General features: G+C 66.3%; 22 protein-coding genes. 9 read left to right on the top strand and 13 right to left on the bottom strand.

Annotated features, from left to right (window positions below; translation table 11 throughout):
- Nucleotide 1 precedes the first annotated feature (1 nt).
- From AC1PLU_RS20260 to AC1PLU_RS20280, 5 genes are all read left to right on the top strand, one after another.
- On the top strand, nucleotides 2–1,237 hold the full coding sequence (locus tag AC1PLU_RS20260) for an RDD family protein (protein WP_481107083.1): 1,236 nt from the start codon (nucleotides 2–4) through the stop codon (nucleotides 1,235–1,237).
- A gap of 182 nt (nucleotides 1,238–1,419) precedes the next feature.
- On the top strand, nucleotides 1,420–3,912 hold the full coding sequence (locus AC1PLU_RS20265) for a DNA topoisomerase I (RefSeq protein ID WP_481107084.1): 2,493 nt from the start codon (nucleotides 1,420–1,422) through the stop codon (nucleotides 3,910–3,912).
- A gap of 8 nt (nucleotides 3,913–3,920) precedes the next feature.
- Entirely contained in the window at nucleotides 3,921–4,496 is a 576-nt protein-coding gene (gene tsaC / locus AC1PLU_RS20270; protein ID WP_481107085.1) for an L-threonylcarbamoyladenylate synthase type 1 TsaC, read from the top strand.
- A gap of 161 nt (nucleotides 4,497–4,657) precedes the next feature.
- Nucleotides 4,658–5,428 carry a DUF4124 domain-containing protein gene (locus AC1PLU_RS20275; protein WP_481107086.1) on the top strand — a complete coding sequence of 257 codons (771 nt, stop codon included), beginning with the start codon at nucleotides 4,658–4,660 and terminating at the stop codon, nucleotides 5,426–5,428.
- Nucleotides 5,425–6,087, top strand: a complete 663-nt coding sequence (locus AC1PLU_RS20280) for a DUF4124 domain-containing protein (protein ID WP_481107087.1) — start codon at nucleotides 5,425–5,427, stop codon at nucleotides 6,085–6,087. The genes AC1PLU_RS20275 and AC1PLU_RS20280 overlap by 4 nt, the downstream gene beginning before the upstream one ends.
- Nucleotides 6,088–6,259: 172 nt before the next feature.
- Here the strand turns inward: AC1PLU_RS20280 and AC1PLU_RS20285 are convergent, their stop codons facing one another.
- Nucleotides 6,260–7,036: an SDR family oxidoreductase gene (locus AC1PLU_RS20285; protein WP_006453153.1), complete on the bottom strand. Its 777-nt coding sequence runs from the start codon at nucleotides 7,034–7,036 to the stop codon at nucleotides 6,260–6,262.
- 106 nt (nucleotides 7,037–7,142) lie between these two features.
- Between AC1PLU_RS20285 and AC1PLU_RS20290 the strand changes: the two genes are divergently transcribed.
- On the top strand, nucleotides 7,143–7,358 hold the full coding sequence (locus AC1PLU_RS20290) for a hypothetical protein (RefSeq protein WP_023905392.1): 216 nt from the start codon (nucleotides 7,143–7,145) through the stop codon (nucleotides 7,356–7,358).
- Between the two features lie 144 nt (nucleotides 7,359–7,502).
- Here the strand turns inward: AC1PLU_RS20290 and sppA are convergent, their stop codons facing one another.
- The 4 genes from sppA to AC1PLU_RS20310 form a co-directional block, all read right to left on the bottom strand.
- A complete protein-coding gene (gene sppA, locus AC1PLU_RS20295; protein ID WP_176339346.1) occupies nucleotides 7,503–9,401 on the bottom strand; it encodes a signal peptide peptidase SppA in 1,899 nt (632 codons plus the stop codon).
- An 84-nt stretch (nucleotides 9,402–9,485) separates the two neighbouring features.
- Nucleotides 9,486–10,862, bottom strand: a complete 1,377-nt coding sequence (locus tag AC1PLU_RS20300; RefSeq protein ID WP_481107088.1) for an MATE family efflux transporter — start codon at nucleotides 10,860–10,862, stop codon at nucleotides 9,486–9,488.
- Between the two features lie 173 nt (nucleotides 10,863–11,035).
- On the bottom strand, nucleotides 11,036–11,653 hold the full coding sequence (locus AC1PLU_RS20305) for a DUF3106 domain-containing protein (protein WP_481107089.1): 618 nt from the start codon (nucleotides 11,651–11,653) through the stop codon (nucleotides 11,036–11,038).
- Entirely contained in the window at nucleotides 11,640–12,677 is a 1,038-nt protein-coding gene (locus AC1PLU_RS20310) for a hypothetical protein (RefSeq protein ID WP_481107090.1), read from the bottom strand. The genes AC1PLU_RS20305 and AC1PLU_RS20310 overlap by 14 nt, the downstream gene beginning before the upstream one ends.
- Nucleotides 12,678–13,147: 470 nt before the next feature.
- Here AC1PLU_RS20310 and AC1PLU_RS20315 point away from each other — a divergent pair, with 470 nt between their 5' ends.
- Entirely contained in the window at nucleotides 13,148–15,370 is a 2,223-nt protein-coding gene (locus tag AC1PLU_RS20315; RefSeq protein ID WP_481107091.1) for a primosomal protein N', read from the top strand.
- Nucleotides 15,371–15,568: 198 nt separating this feature from the next.
- Here the strand turns inward: AC1PLU_RS20315 and AC1PLU_RS20320 are convergent, their stop codons facing one another.
- From AC1PLU_RS20320 to AC1PLU_RS20330, 3 genes are read right to left on the bottom strand one after another with little or no spacing between them, the layout of a single operon-like run.
- Nucleotides 15,569–16,231 carry a glutathione S-transferase family protein gene (locus AC1PLU_RS20320; RefSeq protein WP_481107092.1) on the bottom strand — a complete coding sequence of 221 codons (663 nt, stop codon included), beginning with the start codon at nucleotides 16,229–16,231 and terminating at the stop codon, nucleotides 15,569–15,571.
- Complete coding sequence (locus AC1PLU_RS20325; RefSeq protein WP_006453145.1) at nucleotides 16,228–17,058, bottom strand: NYN domain-containing protein; 831 nt, start codon at nucleotides 17,056–17,058, stop codon at nucleotides 16,228–16,230. The genes AC1PLU_RS20320 and AC1PLU_RS20325 overlap by 4 nt, the downstream gene beginning before the upstream one ends.
- The gene (locus tag AC1PLU_RS20330) at nucleotides 17,055–17,585 is read right to left on the bottom strand and encodes a hypothetical protein (protein WP_481107093.1); all 531 of its coding nucleotides are present in this window, start codon (nucleotides 17,583–17,585) and stop codon (nucleotides 17,055–17,057) included. Before AC1PLU_RS20330 ends, AC1PLU_RS20325 begins: the two co-directional genes overlap by 4 nt.
- A gap of 118 nt (nucleotides 17,586–17,703) precedes the next feature.
- Here AC1PLU_RS20330 and AC1PLU_RS20335 point away from each other — a divergent pair, with 118 nt between their 5' ends.
- Together AC1PLU_RS20335 and AC1PLU_RS20340 are read left to right on the top strand one after the other, a co-directional pair.
- Nucleotides 17,704–18,996, top strand: coding sequence for an NAD(P)/FAD-dependent oxidoreductase (locus tag AC1PLU_RS20335; RefSeq protein ID WP_481095110.1), 1,293 nt, complete (start codon nucleotides 17,704–17,706; stop codon nucleotides 18,994–18,996).
- A 52-nt stretch (nucleotides 18,997–19,048) separates the two neighbouring features.
- Nucleotides 19,049–19,663 carry a trimeric intracellular cation channel family protein gene (locus AC1PLU_RS20340; protein ID WP_115039571.1) on the top strand — a complete coding sequence of 205 codons (615 nt, stop codon included), beginning with the start codon at nucleotides 19,049–19,051 and terminating at the stop codon, nucleotides 19,661–19,663.
- Between the two features lie 145 nt (nucleotides 19,664–19,808).
- Here the strand turns inward: AC1PLU_RS20340 and rpoH are convergent, their stop codons facing one another.
- The 5 genes from rpoH to ftsE form a co-directional block, all read right to left on the bottom strand.
- Nucleotides 19,809–20,684 (bottom strand): RNA polymerase sigma factor RpoH, encoded by an 876-nt coding sequence (rpoH, locus tag AC1PLU_RS20345; RefSeq protein WP_006453141.1) that lies wholly within the window; start codon nucleotides 20,682–20,684, stop codon nucleotides 19,809–19,811.
- 197 nt (nucleotides 20,685–20,881) lie between these two features.
- Nucleotides 20,882–21,607, bottom strand: coding sequence for a uracil-DNA glycosylase (gene ung / locus AC1PLU_RS20350; RefSeq protein WP_043889906.1), 726 nt, complete (start codon nucleotides 21,605–21,607; stop codon nucleotides 20,882–20,884).
- Between the two features lie 14 nt (nucleotides 21,608–21,621).
- On the bottom strand, nucleotides 21,622–22,464 hold the full coding sequence (locus tag AC1PLU_RS20355; RefSeq protein WP_006453139.1) for a response regulator: 843 nt from the start codon (nucleotides 22,462–22,464) through the stop codon (nucleotides 21,622–21,624).
- 8 nt (nucleotides 22,465–22,472) lie between these two features.
- A complete protein-coding gene (gene ftsX, locus AC1PLU_RS20360) occupies nucleotides 22,473–23,423 on the bottom strand; it encodes a permease-like cell division protein FtsX (RefSeq protein ID WP_255086682.1) in 951 nt (316 codons plus the stop codon).
- Nucleotides 23,420–24,106, bottom strand: coding sequence for a cell division ATP-binding protein FtsE (gene ftsE / locus AC1PLU_RS20365; protein ID WP_023905405.1), 687 nt, complete (start codon nucleotides 24,104–24,106; stop codon nucleotides 23,420–23,422). Before ftsE ends, ftsX begins: the two co-directional genes overlap by 4 nt.
- Between the last annotated feature and the right edge of the window lie 74 nt (nucleotides 24,107–24,180).

Genomic DNA, 24,180 nt, shown 5'->3' on the forward strand with positions numbered 1-24,180 from the left:
AATGACGCAGTGGTATTACGCCGACGCCCAGCGCGAACGCCAGGGCCCGATCGACACCGACACGCTGGTTGCGCGCCTGTCGCAAGGCATCATCGACCGCTCCAGCCTGGTCTGGCGCGAAGGTCTGCCGCAGTGGGTGGCGCTGCGCGAGGTCGCGGCCGAACTGGGCGTCGATACAGCAGTGTCGGCGCCCCCCGAGCCGACCGGATATATGTCAGTGGACGTTCCGGGCAGTGAACCGCAGGCGACGGTTTACCCGACCAGCGCCCCAGTGGATAACGCGCCCACCGCAGTGGCGCCGTTTGCCGGCTCCGCTCAAGACGCCTCGCTCGCGCGGACCGAATCTGGCCTTGCCGATCACCCTGCAGCAGTCGATCAGCAGCAGATTCCGCCAAGCGAGCACACTGCATCGGCAGATCCAGTAGCGTGGTCCACCACGCCGGCAGAGGCAGCGACACCCCCGGCGGCCTCAAGCCCGCTCCTGACCGAGGCCTCGGACGCGCCTGCCACGCCCGCCGATGCCTCGTCGCAGACACCCGCTGGCGTGCCAATTCCCAGCGCCTGGGACTCCGTAGCCGCCGCCGCACCCACCGCAAGCGTTGCTTTGCAGGATGCCCCGGTTGTCTACGCCGGCCTGTGGCGGCGCGTGGCGGCCAGCATTCTGGACAGCTTCGTGACCACCTTCGCGGTGTATCTGATCGTGATCCCGTTGGTGTTCGTCGTGGCGCTGGCAACCACCCGCGGCGATTCCGGTTCGGCGCTGGACGACGGCAGCGCGCTCGGCATCGCGATCATGGTGGTGTCGTATGGCATTGGTCTGGCGATCCCGACGCTGTATTTCGCCTGGATGCAGTCCAGCCGGCACCAGGCAAGCCTGGGCAAGCTCGCCTGCGGCATCAAGCTGGTGCGCGCCGACACCAACGGCGGCCGGGTCGGCTTTTGGCGCAATGTGTTGCGCTATCTGGCCTACATGCTGATCAGCGTGCTCACACTGGGCATCGGCGCGATCGTGGCGGCGTTCATGGCCGGCATGACCCAGCGCAAGCAGGCCCCGCACGACAAAGTGTGCGAGACCCTGGTGGTGGATCGCTGGGCCTTCACCGATCACCCGGAGCGGCAATCCACGGGGCTGGACACAGTCACGATTGTGGTGCTGGCCATTTATGCGGTGATAGTAGTGATTGGCGTGATCTTCGCCGCAATCATGATTGCAGCCATCGGAATGAGCCAGAACTGAGGGTTCGTGGCCGAAGCCGCTTGACACGGCGGCGTCTGCCGTGATCTTTCTAATAAGAGAACTGAACGCCCGGGCTACCATCCCGGGCGTTGACGTGTGGGAAACAGGCGATCTGCTTCCCTCCACCGGCCAATTAGGCCACGCTACCTGCCCCCCGGGCTCTGCCCAAAGAATTAACCACCATGCCCAAGCACCTGCTCATCGTCGAATCGCCCGCCAAGGCCAAGACGATCAATAAATACCTCGGCAAGGACTTCACCGTCCTGGCCTCGTATGGGCACGTGCGCGACCTGGTCCCCAAGGAAGGCGCGGTCGATCCGGACAACGGGTTCGCGATGCGTTACGACCTGATCGAAAAGAACGAAAAGCATGTCGAAGCCATTGCGCGTGCGGCCAAGACCGCCGACGACATCTTTCTGGCGACCGACCCGGACCGCGAGGGCGAGGCGATCAGCTGGCACATCGCCGAGATCCTGAAAGAGCGCGGTCTGCTCAAGGACAAGCCGATGCAGCGGGTGGTGTTCACCGAGATCACCCCGCGTGCGATCAAGGAAGCGATGCTCAAGCCGCGCGCGATCGCCGCCGACCTGGTCGATGCGCAGCAGGCACGTCGCGCGCTCGACTATCTGGTCGGCTTCAACCTGTCGCCGGTGTTGTGGCGCAAGGTGCAGCGCGGCCTGTCGGCCGGCCGCGTGCAGTCGCCGGCGCTGCGCATGATCGTCGAGCGCGAAGAAGAGATCGAAGCCTTCATCGCGCGCGAATACTGGTCCATCGATGCGCAATGCCGGCATCCGTCGCAGCCGTTCAATGCGCGCCTGATCAAGCTGGACGGGCAGAAATTCGAGCAGTTCACCGTCACCGACGGCGATACCGCCGAAGCCGCGCGTCTGCGCATCCAGAAGGCCGCGCAAGGCGTGCTGCATGTCACCGACGTGGCCAGCAAGGAGCGCAAGCGCCGCCCCGCCCCGCCGTTCACCACCTCCACGCTGCAGCAGGAAGCCTCGCGCAAGCTCGGTTTCACCACCCGCAAGACCATGCAGGTGGCGCAGAAGTTGTACGAAGGTGTGGCACTGGGCGACGAGGGCTCGGTCGGCCTGATCAGCTATATGCGTACCGACTCGGTGAACCTGTCGCAGGACGCGTTGGCGGAAATCCGCGACGTGATCGCGCGCGACTTCGGCACCGCCTCGTTGCCGGATCAGCCCAACACCTACACCACCAAATCCAAGAATGCGCAGGAAGCGCATGAGGCGATCCGCCCGACCTCGGCATTGCACACACCCGCACAGGTGGCGCGCTTTCTGTCCGACGACGAGCGCCGTCTGTACGAATTGATCTGGAAGCGCGCCGTCGCCTGCCAGATGATTCCGGCCACGCTCAACACCGTCAGCGTCGATCTGTCGGCCGGCAGCGAACATGTGTTTCGTGCCAGCGGCACCACCGTCGTGGTTGCGGGCTTTTTGGCCGTGTACGAAGAAGGCAAGGACACCAAGAGCAGCGAAGACGAGGACGAGGGCCGCAAGCTTCCTCCGATGAAGGCCGGCGACAACATCCCGCTGGACCGCATCGTCACCGATCAGCATTTCACCCAGCCGCCGCCGCGCTTCACCGAAGCGGCGCTGGTCAAGACGCTGGAGGAATACGGTATCGGCCGTCCGTCCACCTACGCCTCGATCATCCAGACCCTGCAGTTCCGCAAGTACGTGGAAATGGAAGGCCGCAGCTTCCGTCCCACCGACGTGGGCCGTGCGGTGTCCAAGTTCCTGTCCGGGCATTTCACCCGTTACGTGGATTACGACTTCACCGCCAAGCTCGAAGACGATCTGGATGCGGTCTCGCGTGGCGAAGCGGAATGGATTCCGCTGATGGAGAAGTTCTGGGGCCCGTTCAAGGAACTGGTCGAGGACAAGAAGGATTCGCTGGACAAGACCGACGCCGGCAGCGTGCGCGTGCTTGGCGCCGACCCGGTCAGCGGCAAGGAAGTGAGCGCGCGCATCGGCCGCTTCGGCCCGATGGTGCAGATCGGCACGGTCGAAGACGAAGAAAAGCCCACATTCGCCTCGTTGCGCCCGGGCCAGAGCATCTTTTCGATCTCCATCGAAGACGCCCTGGAACTATTCAAGATGCCGCGCGCGCTGGGCCAGGACAAGGAACAGGACGTCAGCGTCGGTATCGGCCGGTTCGGGCCGTTTGCGCGCCGTGGCAGCGTGTATGCCTCGCTGAAGAAAGAAGACGACCCGTACACCATCGATCTGGAACGCGCGGTGTTCCTGATCGAAGAGAAGGAAGAGATCGCACGCAATCGGGTGATCAAGGAATTCGACGGCAGCGACATCCAGGTGCTCAACGGCCGCTTCGGCCCGTATATCAGCGACGGCAAGCTCAACGGCAAGATTCCCAAGGATCGCGAACCGGCGTCGCTGAGCTTCGAAGAAGTGCAGCAGTTGCTGACCGACACCGGCAAGCCGGTGCGCAAGGGCTTCGGTGCGAAGAAGGCCACGCTGAAGAAGAATACGGTCAAGGATTCATCGCCGAAGAAAACCGCAGTCAAGAAGACCGCCACCAAAACTGCCGCGACCAAGACTGCTGCCAAAAAGGCCCCGGCCAAGAAAACCGCCGCCAAGAAGGCCGCCAAGCGTGTGGTCAAGAAAGTGGCGAGCAAGGCGGCAGGCTGAGTCGCACGATGCAATCGGCACCCAGCCCCGCGCTCAGTGTGGATAACGCCGTCGCTGCCCTGACCCGGGGCGGCGTGATCGCCTATCCCACCGAAGCGGTGTGGGGACTGGGTTGCGACCCGCGCCAGGAAGCGGCCGTGCTGCGGCTGCTGGCGATCAAGCGGCGCCCGGTCGACAAGGGCGTGATCGTGGTCGCTGCCAGCGTGGATGTCCTGCACGAATGGGTGGATCTCGACGCGCTGGAGCCTGCGCGCAAGCAGGAGGTGCTGGCCAGCTGGCCGGGCCCGCACACCTGGATCCTGCCAGTCACCGCACAGGCGCCGCGCTGGGTCACTGGCGCGCATGACGGGCTGGCAGTGCGCATCAGCGCGCATCCGGTCGTCGCCGCGCTCTGCGCAGCCTGGGGGGCCCCGTTGGTGTCTACCAGCGCCAACCTGGCCGGCGAGCCACCCGCACGCAGCCGGCAGGCGCTGGATCCGGCGCTGCTGGCCAGCATCGATGGCGTGGTGGATGGCGAGGTGGGCGCACTGGCGCAGCCGACCCAGATCCGCGATGCGCGCAGCGGGCAGATCCTGCGCGACTGAGTGAACTAGTGGGCGCGTTGTAGACCCAGGCCAGATGGCGCGTGCGGCGGGGCGCGAAGCCCTATGCGGTTGCCGCGTCGCTGATCCGCCCGCCTGCATGACCCAAACCAGTTCAGCCGCTCCCCCTTTGACACAGCCGGACAGACGCGCACACTGCGGTCATGCGTACCGTCCTGACCCTTCTGTTGCTGGCCACCGCGCTGCCTGCGTCGGCGGCCAGTACCGCGACCAAACCCGATCCGAATGTACGGATCTACCGCTGCGTCAGCAGCACCGGCACCGTGGCGCTGCAGGATGCGCCGTGCAGCAGCGGGCGCCAGCAGGTGCTGGACCTGCAACGCCCGCAGGATCCGCCGCCGCGACCGGAACGCGCTGTCGTCGCCCCTGCCGCCGTCGCGACGCAGCCACCGCGCGAGGTGCGCATCATCACCGTGCAGCCGCCGCAGCCGATGTACGAGTGCACCACCGAAGACGGCAACCGCTACACAAGCGACAGCCCGGAAGGCAATCCGCGCTGGGTGCCGACCTGGGGGCCCGCCTATGTGGGCAATGGCATTGCCCCGCCGGTCAACGGCGGCGGCATCCAGCGTCCGCCGATCTCGGTGAGCCCGCGCCCCGCGGCATCAGTGCGGGGCGGCTCCGGACGGGGTGGAAGCCTGCGCGGAAGCGCAAGCTTCGGAGGCGGCGGCTATCAGGGCGGCTACAACGGCGGCGGCTACGGCGGCGGCACGGTGATCGTGCCCTACGGCAATGTGCAGATCCGCGACGAATGCCATGCCCTGCCGGAGCAGGAAGTCTGCGGGCGGCTGGCCGATCGCCGCTGGGAGCTGATCCGGCGCTACAACAGCGCCTTGCAGAGCGAGCGCGAGGACCTCAGCCGCGAACAACGCGGCATCGACGCACGCCTGCAGCGCGATTGCGGCGGCGCATGAGGCGCTGGCTACTGTTGTTGTTGATGGGATGGATGTCGGTTGCCAGCGCCCAGGACGTGACCATCTACCGCTGCACCGATCCGACCGGCGCGCTCACGGTGCAGAACATGCCGTGCCCGAAAGGCGTACAGCAGCAAAAGAAAGTGATGACTGCGCCGGCCGCCGTGCCGTTTGCGCCCGGCGGATCGAGCGCAGCATCGCCTGCGCGCACAGCGCCCTCTGCACAACCGCGCGCCACTCCGAAAACCGAGGCGCCCGCTGCCGCGCCCGTTGCGGCGCCAGCACCGGTTGCGCCGACGTCACCTGCCTCGACCTCTACACTGCCACCGCCGCCGTTGTTCGAATGCACCGCGCACGACAACGGACGCTATTTCACCGAAGACCGCGAACCGGCTACGCGCTGCCTGCCGATGCAGACCACCAACCTGGCGGGCGGGCCGGCCACCGGCGGCGGCAGCGCCTGCGAGGTGGTCACCGATCGCTGCGCGCCGGTACCGGATCAGACCCTGTGCGAGGCCTGGCGCAAACGCGCCGAGCAGGCCGAGGCGACCTGGCGCTTCTCCGACGAGGCGCAATCGGCCGAACGCAAGCAGCGCTACGATCAAATGCGCCGGGTGCTGGACGAAAGCCGCTGCGCGAATCCGTCCACCACGCCTTGATGCTGCAACCAGCGGTCCAGCGCAGGTCAGTCAGTTCGACGGCGCTGCGTTTGCTGGACCGATGTTTTAAAGCCACTGGCAACCTACGGCGATCACCAGATGGCATGTGCGGTGCACCGACCAGCAGCGCAAGCGAGCAACCTCGCGGCCCCCTGACTCGCGCGCAGGCGGGTTAAAACCCGTAACGCAGGAATCCGCCATCCACCGCGATGCATTCGCCAGTGATGTAACTGGCTGCCGGCAGACATAGAAACCCGACCGCCGCGGCAACTTCTTCCGGTTCGCCGATGCGGCGCATCGGGGTGCGTTCGATCACCTGCTCGTAGTAATCCGGATCCGACAGCGGCCCGGATGTGCGACGGGTGCGGATGTACCACGGCGCCACCGCATTGACGCGGATGCCGTCCTCGGCCCATTCCACCGCCAGATTGCGCGTCATCTGCTGCAGCGCAGCCTTGGTCATGCCATACGGCGCGCCGCTGCGCACATGGGTGATGCCGGAGACGCTGCCGACGTTGACGATCGCCGAGGCCGCGTGGCGGGCAAGCAACGGGTGCGCATAACGCGACAATTCGAAGGCCGCGAACACGTTGGTTTCGAAGATGCCGCGCCACTGGTCTTCGGTGTAGTCGATCGCCGCGCGAGTGATGTTGCCGCCGGCATTGTTGATCAGCAGGTGCAGGCCATCGGCGTGGTCTTCCACCCAATCGAGAATCGCGCGACGTTCTTCATCGTCGGCCACATCGGCGGCCAGGCCATGCAATTCGCGCTCGGGGAATTCTTCGGCGAGCTCGTCGCGTGCCTGCGCCAGTGCATCGGCATCGCGCGCCACCATCAGCAGATCCGCGCCGAAGCCGAGCAGTTCGCGCGCGATGGCAAAGCCAATGCCGGCACTGGCGCCGGTGATGAGCGCGGTCTGTCCATCCAGCCGCCAACGGTGGGTTGTCACGTGGGTGATCCTCTTTCAAGACGCAGGAAACGGCCGCTGCAGCGTGATTGACGCCTGCGTGCGGCCTGAGCGTTAGGATACCGCCACCCCAAGCGAGGTCACGACGATGAAACTGCATTGGATTCCTGCAGCCAGCCTGGCGTTGCTGCTTGGTGCCTGTCAGCGACCGCAACCTGCGCCCACCGATCAGAAGCCCGAGCCGCAGGCCACCGCCTTGCGCGACCACATCCAGGAACCGTTGAACAAGGCGCATGCGGTGCAGGCGGCCACCGATCAGGCCGCAGACGACCAACGCAAGGTGATCGACGCGGCTACGCAGTAACCGAAATCTGCTGTCTGAAGCACGCGCGTTTTGTGTCGAAGCCGCGACTGCGCCCGCCCGCATCACTGCATCGCCTGAGCGCAGAAACGACAACGCCGGCGCAAAGCCGGCGTTGTAGATACATCACGTTGCAAACGTGCTGGGTTAGAACCCGCAGAAGCAATACGCCAGCGACTTGACCGGCGTGCCCCCGGCCTTGCTGTCATGCACGGCGTCTTCGACGAAGCGCAGCTGGGTGTCCACTTCCGGCAATGAACGCGCTAGCACAGCGCGTGCCATGGCCGAATCGCCCAGCATCCAGGCGCCCATGCGGCTGCCGGCAAAGCCGCTCATGAACTGCGAGAACGGCGTGGCCGGCTTCTCGACATAGCGCACGCGAAACTTGCCCTTGCTCAACTTGGCCCGATCGGCCGCATCGGCCACCGCTTCCTGCATGCCGCCGAACGCATCCACCAGGCCATGCTGCTTGGCCTGCGCCCCGCTCCACACGCGGCCGCGTGCGACCTTGTCGATGGCGTCCACCGACTGGTGACGCGCCTGCGCCACCTTGCCGGTGAAATCGGCATAGCCCTTGTTGATCACCGCCTGGATGACCTGGCCGGCGGCCGGGTCCAGCGGACGGGTGATGTCGAACGCGCCGGCAAAGCGCGTGGTGCCCACACCATCGGTATGCACGCCGATCTTGTCCAGCGCACGGGTCAGATTCGGCACCATGCCGAAGATGCCGATCGAGCCGCTGATGGTCGACGGGTCGGCATAGATGCGATCGGCATTCATGCTGATCCAGTAACCGCCGGAGGCGGCGAGATCGCCCATCGACACCACCACCGGCTTGCCGGCCTGCTTGAGCGCGACCACTTCGCGACGGATCTGCTCGGAGGCGAACACTTCGCCGCCGGGCGAATCCACGCGCAGCACCACCGCCTTGACCTCTTCATCGTCACGCGCCTGACGCAACAACGCGGCGGTCGATTCGCCACCGATGCGGCCGGCCGGCTGCTCGCCACCGCTGATCTCGCCAGCGGCCACCACCACGGCCACCTGCGGGCGGCTGTCCATCGAACGCCGGGCCTGCAACTGGGTGAGATAGCTGGCGAAATCGATGTTGCGGAAGCCGGCATCGGCATCGCTGTCGGCCACGCCGCGCTTGGTCAGCAAGGCATCGACTTCTTCGCGGGTTTTGAGCCCGTCGACCAGCTTCTGCTGCAGCGCAAACTTGGCCAGGTCGCCACCGGCGGCGGTCACGCCTTCGGGCAGCGTATCGATGCCGGCGGTCAGCTGCGCCGGGCTCAGCTTGCGCGCGGTACCGACGTCAGCCAGGTAGCGCTGCCACACGTCGTTCATCCAGAACAGATCGGCTTCCTTGGCGTCGGCCGAGGCCGCGTCGAGGATGTACGGCTCGGCAGCGGACTTGTACTCGCCCACGCGGAACAGATGCACGTCCACGCCCAGCTTGTCCTGCAGGCCTTCGCGGAAATACTGGCGATAGCGGCCAAGACCTTCCAGCAGCACGCTGCCCATCGGGTCGAGATAGACCTCGTTGGCCTGCGCGGCCAGCAGGTACTGGCCCTGGCTCATGCTCTCGCTGAAGGCCACGATCTGCTTGCCGGAGGCACGCAGCTTCTGCAGGGCGGCGGCGACTTCGCGCTGCGAAGCGAAACCGGAGGGCTGAAACTTGTCCAGGTTCAACAGCACCCGTTCGATCTTGCGATCCTTGCCGGCGGCCTCGATCACCCGCACCAGGTCGCGCAGCTGCACCTCTTCGGCGCTCTTGTCGCCGACTGCCTTGGCCAGCGAACGGCTCACCGGGTCGGCGCTGAACTGCTCGACCAGGGTGCCTTCCGGGTTGATCACCAGCGTGGTGCGCTCGGCCAGCGGCTTGGTGCCGTCGCCACGCGCGATCGCCACCACAAACAGCAGCAGCATCAGGAACAGAAAGCCGAAAAACGCCAGGTTGAAGATCAGGCGCCGGGTGAAATTCATCACATCCCACAGGCCAACGAAGAAACTGGCGATGGGATTGCGACGCACGGGGTGGTTCATGGAAAACTCCGTCGAAATGACGCTGCATGCAAGTAATGCTGCCCAGCATACCGGCTGCGCAGCACGCACGGCATGCGCTGGAAGTCAGGGGGTCGCGTCGGCAGTCAGGCGCCGGCTGGTCCGGCGGAAACGCAGGCCCATCAGGATCGACGCCACGGTCAGGCCCAGAATCAGGCCGATCCACATGCCTTGCGGGCCCCAGCCAAGTCCCAGGCCGAGCCCGGCACCGATCGGCATGCCCACGCCCCAATACGAGAACATTGCCAGGAACATCGGCACACGGGTGTCCTTGAGCCCGCGCAGCGCGCCGCTGGAGAGCACCTGGAGGCCGTCGGGAAACTGGAAAGTGGCTGCGTACAGCAGCAGCACCGAGGCCAGCGCCGCCACCGCCACATCGTCGGTATAGACACTCACGATGGCGTCGTGGCCCAGCAACAGCACGCTGGCCGACAACGCCTGGGTGCCCAGCACGATGGCGTAGCCGGCCCAGGCCGCACGCCGCATGCCGAGCGGATCGCCGCGCCCCACCGCATGCCCGACCCGCACCGTGGTGGCCTCGGCCACGCCCATCGGGATCATGAAACACAACTGCGCGACGTTGATCGCAATCTGGTGCGCCGCCGCTTCGGTGGAGCCGAGCCGGCCGATCAGCAAGGCGGTGACGATGAACAGCCCGCCTTCCATCAACACGGTAATGCCGATCGGCAGACCGGTGCGTAGCAAGTCGCTAATGGCATGCCAGCGCGGCCCCTCGAAATGGGTGAACAACTGCAGATGCGCAAAGCGGCGCGAGCGCCACAGATACAGCGCAAACGCGAGTGCCTGCACCCACATGGTGATCGCCGAGGCCATGCCCAGGCCTTGCGCACCGTGCTCGGCAAAACCGAACTTGCCGTAGGTCAGCGCATAGCCCAGCGGCGCCAGCACCAGCAGGCCGCCAAAACCCAGCAACATGGTCGGCAGCGTCCAGTGCATGCCTTCGCTGAGATAGCGCATGCAGAAGTAGAACGTCAGCGCCGGCCCGCCCCAGCGCACCGCATGCAGGAAGTCGGTCGCCCCCGGCACGATGTCCGGCGCAATCCCGAAGGTGGGCAGCAGCGGCGGCACCGCGCTCAGGAAGGCGAACATCACCGCGCCCAACCCTAGCGATAACCACAACGCCTGGCGGAACAACGGGCCGATCTCGCGCTCGCGGCCGGCACCGACCAGTTGCGAGACCGAAGCGGTCAACGAGATCAGCGTGCCGATCGGCACCAGCATTGGCAGCCACAACAGCGAGGTGCCGATGGTGACTGCGGCCAACGTGGCGGTGCCGTGGTGGCCGGCGATGACGTTGTCGACAAAGCCAATGAGGCCGGTAGAGACGTGGCCGAGCACCAGCGGCAGCGCGAGCAGGCCGGTGGTACGCACTTCCGCAGCGAAGCCTGGCGTCGCGGACGTGGGTGCAGAAGAAACAGACATGACAAACCGATCGCTGCGCGGACTACGGCCGTGCCGGGAGGCGCTGGCACCGGGTCGCGCGGGGCCGACATCTTACCCGCACTGTGCGACGTGGGTCAGTCAGCCTCCCATGCGCCAACGGCGCGTGGACGCGCGACGATGCGTTGAGGGTTTCGACAGCGAGGGTTTCGACATCACCGCGCCAGCTGCCGCTTCAACCATGCATTGCGCGTTGCAGGCGCCTCGGCCAGCAAGGCATCGCGCAAGGCATCGCGCTCCTGCGGCGGGGTGCGTTGTGCCAGCAGCGCCAACTGCTCCAGCTGCCCGGCATCCAGGCTGCGCAGCACGCTCAAGAGCGCGTCGCGCTGTGCCGGCGGTACGTAGCCGATCAACGGCTGCAACGGGGAATAGAACGCGCCCAGCTGCGAGCCCAGGCGCCAGCCATCGCGATGCAGGCGATCCATCACGGTGAACTGCGTGCGCAGTGCGCGCTGCTGGTCTTCGGGCAAGGCACGCAGACGCTCGCGTGCCTGCCGCAGCACCACCCGGTCGGTGGCGGTGAGCCCTTTCCACGCGCCATAGCGGGCGCGCAACTCAGCCTGCTGTGCCGGCGTCAAGGCGTCCCAGCGCGCGCGTTGCTGTGCGGCGCTCGGGGTCGCGGAAGCTGGAGTCGCGGCCGTCGCGGCGACGGGCGTTGGGGTGCCGGACGGCGCGGCAGCGCTGCCTTCTTCCAGGGGCGCCGGCAGGGCTTGCGCACTGGCCAGACGGGCGGCGGCGCACAACAGCAGGCCGCACCACTTAATTCTCGTCATCGACGGTCTCCATCGGGGCGGCAGGCGGCTCGGCGGCGGTGGCATGGGCGCCGGATTCGTCGGCCGGCACCGGATGGCCGGCCGCATACCAGGCGTAGAAATCCGCCGAGCGCGCCAGTTCCAGATCCGGGTCGGCCAGCATCGCCTGGTCGCGCGGGTCCATGCCGGGGGTTGCCGCTGCGTCCGGCAGGTCGGCGGCGGGAAGTTCTTCCACCAGCACCGGTGCGGCGTCGGTGACATGCAACACGCCGGCCGGCGCCTGCGAGACCGGCTCGGGCGGCAGTGCGGGCCGGCGATGGGCCCACCACCAGCCCAGCACCGCGAGCAACAGTGCCAACGCCAGCACCGCCAGCACGATGCCGGCGTGGCGGCGCGAGATCCGCGGCCAATGCCACTGACGGGCGGGGCGCGCACGTGGCGCCGCCGGACGACGCGGCTCGGCAGCGGCGACCACAGGCGCTGCCGCCGCCGGTTGCAGCGGCATGCCGGCCAGGGCCGAATCGCGGAGTTGCCCCAGTCGACTCACCTGGGCCGGGGTGAGTTCGCGCAACTCCTGCTGCGCCGCCTCGGCCAGCACCCGCCAGGCCTGCGCGTCCGGATTGCCGGCCGCATCGCGCGGGCAGGCGCGGGCCAGCGATTGCCGATACGCCGCCACGTCGATGCCCTGTACCTCGCTGGCGGGCTCTTCTTCCAGCCCGGCCACGATGCGCAGCAGCAGCGCCAGCCGGTCGGTGGTCTGCATCCGCCCCAGCGCGGTGAACGGGGGCAGCCAGGTGCCCGGCATGGGCTCGCGCCGCAACGGCGGGGCAGCTGCCAACAGGCTCCAGAAGCGCATCGGCCAACCGGCCATCGGGCGTCCTGCCGCCTGGCTGCTGAAGGCACGTAGCGCCGCAGCCAGGGCCCGCTCGGCCGCCGCCACATCGCCGCATTGCAGTTGCGCGAGCACCAGACCCCGGCGTTCGACACCGCGCAGGAAGGCTGACAACGCGGCAGGGGTGACAGGGGCGTCGGGGACTACGGTCATGAGAACTCCAGCATCGGCCGGCATGATACCGACGCAACTGGCCCCCGCCGATGGCTTGACAGATCGAGACGGCCTTGCTCCGCCCTCACCTTGGCCGCGACCGCCACCCGTGCGGGTTGTGCACAGCGGCAGACATACCGATACGCAGACGTCTGTCAACTGTTGTTTTTTCTTTGTTGCAATCGTGTTTCACGCCTAACTTGCTGATATTTATAAACTTATCCGTATTGGCTAAAAAATGTCCAAGAGGTTGCAGAGGCTAGTGAATCCGCCTTCAACGCGTGGAGCACGAGACTAATTCACAGGTTTATCCACAGGCAGTGTGGATAAACCGGTTTCCTTAACCCTCACATAGGTTTACGTCGTATTTATCACTTCCGTCACAGAAACGCGCCGTAAGCCAAGGTGCCGATTTGGGGCGATCTGATACCCGACTGCCGGCCTCTGGACAGGGTCGGTAGACTGACCGGATGTCTTCGACCGTCGCCACCCTGCGCGTCGCCTTGCCGGTGCCGCTGCCCCACACATTCGACTATCTGCCCCCGGCCGATGCCCCGCTGACCGATCCGGCGCGGGTCGGCTGCCGGGTACGGGTGCCGTTCGGGCCGCGCGAGCTGGTCGGGGTGGTGGTGGAGATCGGGCAGCTGACGTCGGCCGATGGGCTGCGCCCGGCATTGGCCTGGTGTGACGACGCCCCGCTTCTGGTCGAGGAGCTGGCCCGCTCGCTGCACTGGCTGGCGCGCTACACCCACGCACCGCTTGGCGAAACCCAGGCCAGCGCGCTGCCCGGCCCGTTGCGCCGTGGCGAACCGCTGGCCGATACCCATGCCTGGGCCTGGCAGCTGACCGAGACCGGGCGCACCGGCGCTGCCGGTCTGCGCGCAGGCAGCCGCCCAGCCTTGCTCGCAGCCCTGCTGCTCACCGGTGCGGTGGGCGAAGAACAGTTGGACCCGTTGCTGCCGCAATGGCGCGAGGCCGCGCGCAGTCTGGCCAAGCGCGGCTACGCCGAGCGCGTGGCGGTGCCCGCCGACGCCATCCCGCCGCGCCCCGGCACTGGCCCGCAGCTCAACGACGAGCAACAGGCCGCCGCCGCCGCCATCCGCGCACACACTGGCTTTGCCACCTATCTGCTCGATGGCGTCACCGGCAGCGGCAAGACCGAGGTCTATCTGCAGGCGATCGCCGATTGCCTTGCGGCCGGACGCCAGGCGCTGGTGCTGGTGCCGGAAATCGGCCTGACCCCGCAGACCCTGGGCCGCTTCCGCGCCCGCCTCGGCGTACCCGTACATGCGCTGCACTCGGGCCTGTCCGATGGCGAACGCGCCCGCGTGTGGGCGGCCGCCTGGCGTGGCGAGGCCAAACTGATCGTCGGCACCCGCTCGGCGATCTTCATTCCGCTACCCAAGGCCGGCCTGATCGTGGTCGATGAGGAACACGACGGCAGTTACAAGCAGCAGGACGGCATCCGCTATCACGCCCGCGACTTCGCGCTGGTGCGCGGCAAGGCGCTGGATGTGCCGGTGATTCTGGGCAGCGCCACGCCCTCGCTGGAAAGCCTGCATAACGCCTATTCCGGCCGCTACCAGCATCTGCGCCTGTCGCGTCGGGCCGGCGAAGCGCGTCCGCCGCGCGTGCGCGTGCTCGATGTGCGCAAGCGCCCGCTCAAGGACGGGCTGTCGCCGGAGGTGCTGGCCGGCATAGGCGCCACCCTGGCGCGTGGCGAGCAGGTGCTGGTGTTCAAGAACCGCCGTGGCTATGCACCGGTGCTGCTGTGCCACGACTGCGGCTGGACCGCCGCCTGCCAACGCTGCAGCACGCCGCTGCACCAGACCCCGATGACCGTGCACGCCGGTGGCCGGCGCCTGCAATGCCATCACTGCGGCGCGCGCCAATCCGCACCGCTGGCCTGCCCGGCCTGCGCCAGTCTGGCACTGCAGCCGCAAGGCATCGGCACCGAGCGGCTGGAAGAACGCCTGACCGAGGCGTTCCCGGAGTTTCCGGTGGTACGTATCGACCGCAGCACCACCCAGCGCCGCGATGCGCTGGAAACCCAACTCGCCCGGCTCGGTACCGCAGCCGGCATTCTGGTCGGCACCCAGATCCTGGCCAAGGGCCACGACCTGCCACGGCTGACCATGGTGGTGGTGGTCGGTATCGACGAAGGCCTGTTTTCTGCCGACTTCCGCGCCGCCGAAAAACTCTCCCAGCAACTGATCCAGGTGGCAGGACGCGCCGGGCGTGCCGACCGCCCTGGCGAGGTCTGGTTACAGACCCACCATCCGGAACATCCCTTGCTGCAGACCCTGGTCAACGGCGGTTATCACGCCTTTGCCGACGCCGAACTGCAACAGCGCGAGGCGGCGGGATTTCCACCTTTCGCGCATCTGGCGCTGTTCCGCGCCGAAGCCAAGGATGTGGCGGCCGCCAATCAGTTTTTGATGGCAGTGCGTGGCCTGACCACGTCAGACACCACGACGCAATCGCCCGCGTTTGCCGCAGTGGAATGCTACGGCCCGATGCCCGCACCCATGCCGCGCCGCGCCGGTTTCCAGCGCACGCAGCTGTTGTTGTCTGCGCAACAGCGCTCGGCCTTGCACCGTTTGCTCGATGCGCAACTGCCGGCCATCTACGCATTGCCACAGGCGCGGCGCGTGCGCTGGTCGCTGGATGTGGACCCGATCGATCTGTATTAGTGCAGGGCATGTCGCACACGCGGCTGCAGCCAGACTCACGTTTTGCGCGGTCTGTTCACGTTTTGTAGGAGCGCGCTTGCGCGCGATGGGGCGTTACCGGTAATGCCCTCGCGCACGAGTGCGCTCCTACAAAAAAAGCGAGCCGGCAGGCCGCACGGTGTATGTGGCCCACCCCTTTGCAACGCTGAGACTCGCAGCTCACGTCAGCGCCGTCATCACCCCACGCTGGTACGCGGGCCGCGCGCGCAAACGCTGATACCACGCCTGCAGGTGCGGCAACTCGGGCCGTTCGATCGGCATTTCGAACCAGGCGTAGATAAAGCTGCCGAGCGGAATATCGCCCATCGCGAACTGTTCGCCGGACAGATACGGCTGTTGCGCCAATGCCGCATCGGCGCGTGCAAGCAGTTCGCCCGAGCGCATCAAAGCAGCGGCGATGCGTGCGTGCTCGCGCTCGGCCTCGGGGGTGCGCAGCACGCCCCAGAACAGATCGCGAAACACGCTGGCAAATGTCGAGGTGGTCCAGTCCATCCAGCGATCGCCCAGCGCGCGTTCTGCCGGCGATTGCGGATACAGGGCCGGCGCATAACGCGCGGCCAGATAACGCACGATCGCGTTGGACTCCCACAGCACCAACTCGCCATCCTGCAGCGTCGGCACCACCCCGTTCGGATTCAACGCGCGATAGGCGGGCGTGTCGTTACCACCGAAGGCGCCGCCCACTTCGATCGATGTGTAGGGCACTGCGGCTTCTTCGGCGCACCACAACACCTTGCGCACATTGCTGGAATTGCGGCGCCCCCATAACGTGATCGTTGGTGTCTGCGCGGTGGGCTGCGTTGCAGCGGGTGCCAGGGTCATTTCCCTGCCGCCGGCTTGGACGTCGCGCGCGCCGCAGGCTTCGCAACCGAGGCTTGCGCTGATCCTGCAGCAGCGGACTGCGCAGCCTTCGCTCGCCCGCCCTTGGGTGCATCGCGTAGCCACAGCGCCTGCTCGTCCTGCTTGATCTCGAACAAGCCGATCGCGCGCACCAGGTCGCTGAGCTTGCGGTAGCCGTAGTTGCGCGGATCGAACGAGGCCTGGTTGGCCACCTGCTTGCCCACCGCACTCAGCAACGCCCAGCCATCGTCTTCGCGGGCACTGTCGATCGCATTACGCAGCATCTGCACCAGACGCGTATCGCTGCGCAACGCCGTGGCGTCCTTGCGCCCGGCAGCGGTGTCGCCGGCTGCTGCCGCCTGCTCGCCCAGCGCTTCGACATAGGTGAACTTGGAGCAGGCATTGACGAACGGCGCCGGGGTTTTCTTCTCTCCGAAGCCGTACACCTTCATGCCATCGGTGAGCAGACGCATCACCAGCGGGGTGAAATCCGCATCGCTGGAGACGATGGCAAACCCGTCCAGATTGCGCGCGTACAACAGGTCCATCGCATCGATCACCATCGCCATGTCCGAGGCGTTTTTGCCCGAGCTATAGGCAAATTGCTGGATCGGCCGGATCGCATAATCGTGCAGCGCCGCTTCCCAGTTTTTCAGGTGCGGGCTCTTCCAGTTGCCGTAGGCGCGGCGCACATTGGCCACACCGTAGCGCGCCACTTCGGCCAGCACCACGTCGATCTTGCCGGCCGGCGCGTTGTCGGCATCGATCAGCAAGGCGATGCGTTTGTCGGGGTTGTCGATCATGCTCATTGCTCCCAGGAATCGGCAGAGTCGGTTTCGGTATTTTCAGCAGTTGCGCCCGGCAACGCGTATTCGCTGCCATCGCGCATGGTGAGCGTCCCGTTGGTCAGCGTCTCGCTTTCTGCCCCGGCACTGACCCAGGTGGCATGCACCCGCCCCGCGCCACGATCGCCTTCCACATTGAAGACAAAATCATCGCCGCCCGGCGCAAGACCGGTGCGATACAGATCCACCCGCATCGTGTGGATCTGGCCGATCCGCTCCTGCACCACCGCATCGTCCTGCAGCGCGGTGCGCGCCTGATCGGCGAACAGCGACCAGCCGGTGACGGTCAGCCAGCCAAGCGCCCCGAGCACCAGCATGCCGAACAGCATCGCGCAGGCTGCCAGGCCGATCAGGCCGATCGCGACCCCGCTGAGCCGCTTTCGGACGGGACGCACTGCCGGCGCGGACGGCGCTGCGGCAGACGTGGAGGAGGGAAACGGCGATTGCGGCGGAGGTGACAACGGCGGCAAGGGCGGTGGCAGCAACAACATGCGGTGACCGGATCGACGGGATGCGACATGATGCCGCAGGCAGGCCGAATTCAGGCGTCATGTTCAGTGCAAATACGGCATGCTGATGAGCCCGCGTCGCATTCCATCGGACTCTACGATGACTTCTCCTCCCTCCCAAGCTCCACTGCATCTGGTCGTGGTTGGTGGCGGTTTTGCCGGCTTATGGGCGACCCGCGCGCTCGACGATCCCGGCATCCGCATCACCCTGATCGACCGCCAGAACCATCACCTGTTCCAGCCGTTGCTGTACCAGGTGGCCACCGCCGGCCTGTCGGCACCGGATATCGCAGCGCCGCTGCGGCACATCCTGCGCGAGCAGCGCAATGTCGAAGTGCTGCTTGGCGATGTGGCCGAAATTGCTCCAACCCGTCGCGAAGTGGTGCTCGCCGATGGCAACACGCTCGGCTACGACATGCTGCTGCTGGCCACCGGCGCCACCCATGCCTACTTCGGCAACGATCACTGGGCCGAGCATGCGCCAGGCCTGAAAACGCTGTACGACGCGCTGGTGCTGCGGCGCAAATTGCTGCTGGCCTTCGAGCGTGCCGAAGCCGAATCCGACCCGGCCGCACGCGCCGCCTGGCTCAGCTTTGCGGTGGTCGGCGGCGGTCCGACCGGCGTGGAACTGGCCGGCACGCTGGCCGAAATCGCCCGCCACACGCTCAAGGACGAGTTCCGCCACATCGATCCGCAGCAGGCGCGCGTGCGTCTGGTCGAAGCCGGCCCGCGCGTGCTGCCTTCGTTCCCGGAAGATCTCACCGACAAGGCGCGCAAGCAGTTGGAACGCTTAGGCGTGGAAGTGCACACCGGTACGCCGGTGACGCATATCGACGCGCTCGGCTATCAACTCGGCGACACCTTCGTGCCCGCGCGTACCGTCGTCTGGGCTGCCGGTGTGGCCGCCTCGCCGCTAGCGCGCACGCTGGGCGTGCCGCTGGATCGCGCCGGTCGCGTACTGGTGCAGCCGGACCTGAGCGTGCCCGGCCACCCGGAGATCTTCGTCGGTGGCGACCTGGCCTCGGTGCAGCAGGGTGGCCGCCCGGTGCCGGGCGTGGCGCCGGCGGCAAAGCAGATGGGCAAGCACATCGCCAAGGCGATCCGCGCGCGCCATCGCGGCCAGGCCACGCCGGCGTTCCGTTATCAGGACTACGGCAATCTGGCCACCATCGGCCGCATGGCCGCCATCGTGCATGTGGGCAAGCTCAAGCTGTCCGGTATCGTCGCCTGGTGGTTCTGGCTGGCCGCGCACGTGTACTTCCTGATCGGCTTCCGCAACCGCTTCGTGGTGCTGGTGAACTGGGCAATGGCGTACTGGAGCTACCAGCGCGCCGCACGCATCATCTTCGGCGGCGCAACCGACGACCCGCCGCCCAACAGCAAGGACGGATGACAGTGCGACGGGCGGTGCGCGATGCTGTGCCGCCCGTTCCCACTGCGGCGCCGTGACCACTCTCCTGTTCCTGCTGGATCTGCTCGGCACCTTCGTGTTCGCTCTCAGCGGCGCCACCGTGGCGGTGCGCAACCGTCTGGATCTGTTCGGCGTGCTGGTGCTGTCGTGCGCGGCCGCAGTCTCCGGCGGGATCGTGCGCGATGTGTTGATCGGCGCCACCCCGCCGGCTGCGTTGGTGCATCCGCAGTATCTGCTCATCGCCTGCCTGGCCGGGGTGGCCGGTTTCCGCTGGCATGCCGCGGTGGAACGGCTGCGCAACCCGGTGCAACTGTTCGACGCAGCCGGGCTGGCCTTGTTTGCGGTCTACGGCACCAGCAAGGCGCTGGACTACAACCTCAGCCCGCTGAGCGCCACCTTGCTGGGCATGCTCAGCGGCATCGGCGGCGGCATCGCGCGCGATCTGCTGGTAGCGCGTACGCCGGTGGTATTGCAAGCAGAGCTATATGCAGTGGCCGCACTCGCAGGCGGCGGCCTGGTCGCGATCGGGCATGTGCTCGACGTGCCGCAAGCCTGGTCGCTGGCGACAGGTGCGGGCGTGTGTTTCGGCCTGCGCTTCATGGCCATCCGCTATGGCTGGCATCTACCGGTGGCCCGTCTGCCGGAATAGCTGTCGTCGGCAAAAGCGATAATGCCGGGCGCATCATCCTGACGGTTCGTCAGCTTCTTGAAGGACATGAAAACTGCACACCTGCAACGCAAACGGCCCGGAAAACCGGGCCGTTTTTGCAACCTGACGCGCGTGATCGAACCGATCAAGCGACGAACAGTGCCTTCATCTTCTTCAGCGCGTTCGCCTCGATCTGGCGAATCCGCTCGGCCGACACGCCGTACTCGTCGGCTAGCTCCTGCAAGGTCACCTTGGAGTCGGAATCCAGCCAACGGCGCTTGACGATGTCGCGCGAACGCGTATCCAGACCGGACAGCCCTTCGCGCAACAGCTGCAGCTGGTTGTCTTCGCTGTCGTGACGCTCGTAGGCCTGCGACGGGTCTTCCTCGTTGGCGACCAGGTAGCTCACCGGCGACGGCGGGCCATGATCGTCGTCCTCATCGGACGAGGCATCGAAGCCGATGTCGCGACCGGACAGACGCGACTCCATCTCCATCACTTCGCGCTCGGAGACGTTCAGGTCCTTGGCGACCGCAGTCACTTCGGAGGCATTGAGCCAACCCAAGCGGGTCTTGGACTTGCGCAGGTTGAAGAACAGCTTGCGCTGCGCCTTGGTCGTGGCGACCTTGACGATGCGCCAGTTCTTCAAAATGAACTCGTGCATTTCGGCACGGATCCAGTGCACTGCGAAGCTGACCAGGCGTACGCCCATTTCCGGGTCGAAACGCTTGACCGCCTTCATCAGGCCGATGTTGCCTTCCTGGATCAGATCGCCCAGCGGCAGGCCGTAGCCGTTATAGCCGCGGGCCACATGCACCACGAAGCGCAGGTGGGAATGGACCAGTTCGCGCGCGGCGTCCAGATCCAGCTCGTCGCGGAAACGACGGGCGAGATTCTGTTCCTCATCGACCGACAGCACCGGGATCTGGTGCACGGCACCGATGTAGGCGTCCAGCGAACCGAGCGCACTGGGAATCGGGAGATTGTTTGCCACAAGGGCAGTCGAGGTAGTCTGGTTCATAGGCACCATCTTAGCAGTCGAACTATTGGACTGCCGGGTACAGTAAGAGTTCCCAGCGTTCCATTTATAGGACGTTCGGGCTTTTGACCATACCGGCGTTCCAGCGGCCAACTCCACGAATCGATGGATAAGTTATCACCGCCACGCTGCGAAGACCGTGACAAAAGCAATGCGAAATGCGGTGCCGCCCGACCTGTTCAGCCGCGGGCGGGCGTGGTGTCAAGCGCGTTACGCGGTGGGAGCGACCAGTCGATCGGGCCGAGCCCGCGCCGCTGCAGATGGTCGTTGGTCTTGGAAAAGTGCTGGCAGCCCAGAAAGCCGCGGTGCGCCGACAACGGCGAGGGATGCGGGGCCTTGAACACGCGATGGCGCGCCTGGTCGATGACCTTGCCCTTGGACTGCGCATAACTGCCCCACAGCAGGAACACCAGGCCTTCGCGCTCGCGGTTGAGCGTTTCCACAACGTGATCGGTAAAGCCTTCCCAGCCCTTGTTCTGGTGCGCGCCGGCACGCCCCTGCTCCACCGTCAGCACCGCATTGAGCAGCAGCACGCCCTGGCGCGCCCACGGCATCAGATAGCCGTGGTCCGGTCGTGCGATGCCCAGGTCGTCCTGAATCTCTTTGTAGATGTTGAGCAGCGACGGCGGCACCGGCACGCCGGGCAACACCGAAAAGCACAGCCCATGCGCCTGGCCTTCGCCGTGATACGGGTCCTGGCCCAGGATCACCACCTTGACCTGCTCGAACGGGGTGGCATCGAAAGCGGCAAAGATCTGCGGGCCGGGTGGAAACACCCGCGCGCCAGCCGCCTTGCGCTGACGTAGGAAGGCGGACAGTTCCTGCATTTCCGGGCGCAGCAACCAATCGCCCACGCGCGCCTTCCACGACGGTTCCAGCTGGATACGTGCTTCTACTTCGGCCACATCTAACATTTCAGTCATAGCGTGACAGCCTGATCCTCAAGCCGTGCCAGGCGCAGCTGGAACAACACCTTGGTCACCAGCAGCCGCTCTTCAATGGGTTTTTGCACCAGATCGTTGGCGCCGGCGCGTAGCAGTTCGGACTGGTTGCGCGGGTTGGTGTCGCCGGTCATCACCAGCACCGGCAGGCGGCGCTTGCCGTAGGCGAAATCGATGCGGATGCGCTCGACCACGTCGCGGCCGTTGAGCTCGCCTTTCAGGGTCACATCGGTCAGCACCACGTCGATGCGGCGCTCGGTGCGGCCCAGCGATTCGGCGGTGAGCAGTGCGAAGGCGTCTTCGGCGGTGAGCACATGGATGACCTTCAGGCTCTGGCGCTCGAGCATGCGCTTGGTCGCCTCCGCCACCACGCGGCTGTCTTCGATGTACAGCACGGTCGCGCCGACGATCGGCTCGGGCTGCACGTAGCCGCGGATGAAGGTCGCCAGGGCTTCGTGGCCCAGTGCCTTGTCGAAATAATCGGTGACGTACTCGGTGAAGCGACGCTCCACCAGATGCTGCTGCGCATCGCCGGAGACCACGATCACCGGCACGTAGGCCTGGCCGGCCGCTTCGCGCACGCTGCGCGCCAGGGTCAGGCCATCGCCGTCGGGCAGCGACAGCGAGGTGGTGACCAGATCCACCGTGCCGGCTTCCAGCGCCTGACGCGCCTCGGCAATGCTGGAGCAGCCGATCACCTGCACATTCGGCAGGTCGCGGGTCAGCACATCGGCAATCAGCTTGCGCACCAGCTTCGAGCCATCGACCACCATCACGCGCGGCGCGTCGCTGATCAGGTGTTTGAGATCTGGTGGATGCATGGCAGGCCTCAGGTCTCGGTGGGACGGGTCTGGCGAAGGAAATGGCCGGTCACCAGCCAGGCGCCCAGCCAACCCAGGACCAGGGTGCCGACCAGCACCATCGCAGAATGCAGCAGATCCAGCCCGTGCAGGGTAAAAGAACTGCCATAGCTATCGGCCAATGTCGCCAACGGTGCCTGCAAGGCCAGCCCGGAGGCGGTGATCAGCGCGAGCGCAACCGCGCCGGCACCCAGCCCGTACCACGCACCCAGATACAGAAACGGGCGCCGGATGAAGCCATCGCTGGCGCCCAGCAGCTGCAGCACGCCGATTTCCTCGCGCCGCGATTGGATATCCAGCCGCACGGTGTTGCCGACCACCAGTACCGCGCCGACGCCGAGCAGTGCCGAGAGCACCTGCACCAGACGCTCGCCAAAGCGCAGCCAGCCATCCAGGCGTTTGCGCCACAACGCGTCGTGCTGCACCTGGTCGGTCTGCGGCAAGGCCTGCAACGCGCCGGCCAGTTGCGCATCGTCGGCCGCATCGGTCGGGGTGACGATCAACAGCGTGGGGAGCGGGTTGTCGCCGAGCGCATCGATCGCCTCATTGAGCTTGGCGCTTTCGCGCAGCTCGGTCAGTCCTTGTGCGGGCGTGCGCAAGGTGACCTGGGCGACGTCCGGGCGCGCACGCAATTCGCCGGCCAGGGCCTGTGCGGCATCGGCGCCGATATCGACCTTCAGGAACAGATTGATCTCGCGCGATTGCTGCACGCTGCCGGCCAGCAGCTTGACGTTGTCCAAGGCGATCGACAGCCCCAGCGGCAAGGCCAGTGCCAGCGCCATCACCACGATGGTCAGCAAGGTGGCCCAAGGCTTGCGCATCGCGCGGCCCAGGCTGAAGGCGATGCTGTGCAGATGGTGGTCGATCCACACGCCGAACCGCGAGGGTGCGGCGGCTTCGGTATTGGCGGGCTTGCTCATTCGGCCAGATCCTGCGGCGAGATGTCGTCGACCAGCCGGCCGTGATCCAGGATCAGCACGCGCTTGCGCATCTGCTTGAGCAGGGCCAGATCGTGGCTGACCACCAGCACGCTGGTGCCGCGCGCCGGCAACTCGGCGAACAACTGCATGATTTCAGCGGCCAGCGCCGGGTCGAGATTGCCGGTGGGCTCATCGGCCACCAGCAAACGCGGCTCGCCAACAATGGCACGGGCGATGCCCACGCGCTGCTGCTCTCCGGCCGACAACTGCGACGGCAAGGCCTTTTCGCGATGAGCCAACCCAATCCGCTCCAGCGCCGAACGCACACGCTTGCCGATCTCGGCGCGGCGGGTGCCACGCAGGATCAATGGCAATGCCACGTTCTCGGCGATGCTGCGGTCGGTGAGCAGGCGATGGTCCTGATAGACCGCGCCCACCTGGCGACGATGCAACGGGATGTGCCGGCCGCGCACCTTGAGCAGGTTGCGTTCGCCCAGCAGCACCGCGCCCTGGCTCGGGCGCTCGCTGAGATGAATTAATTTGAGCAAGGTACTTTTGCCGGCGCCGGAGTGGCCGGTCACGAACAGCATCTCGCCATCGGCCACTTCGAAGCTGACATCGGTCAGCGCCTGGTGGCCACCGGCGTAGTGCTTGCTGACGTTGTCGAAACGCAGAACGGTCATCCAGCGATTATGCCGGAGCGCCAGCGCTTGCGTCGCATCGCCGAAGCCCGGCGATGCGATTGCAGCGGCAACAG

Source organism: Xanthomonas sp. NCPPB 2933 (assembly GCF_056725225.1).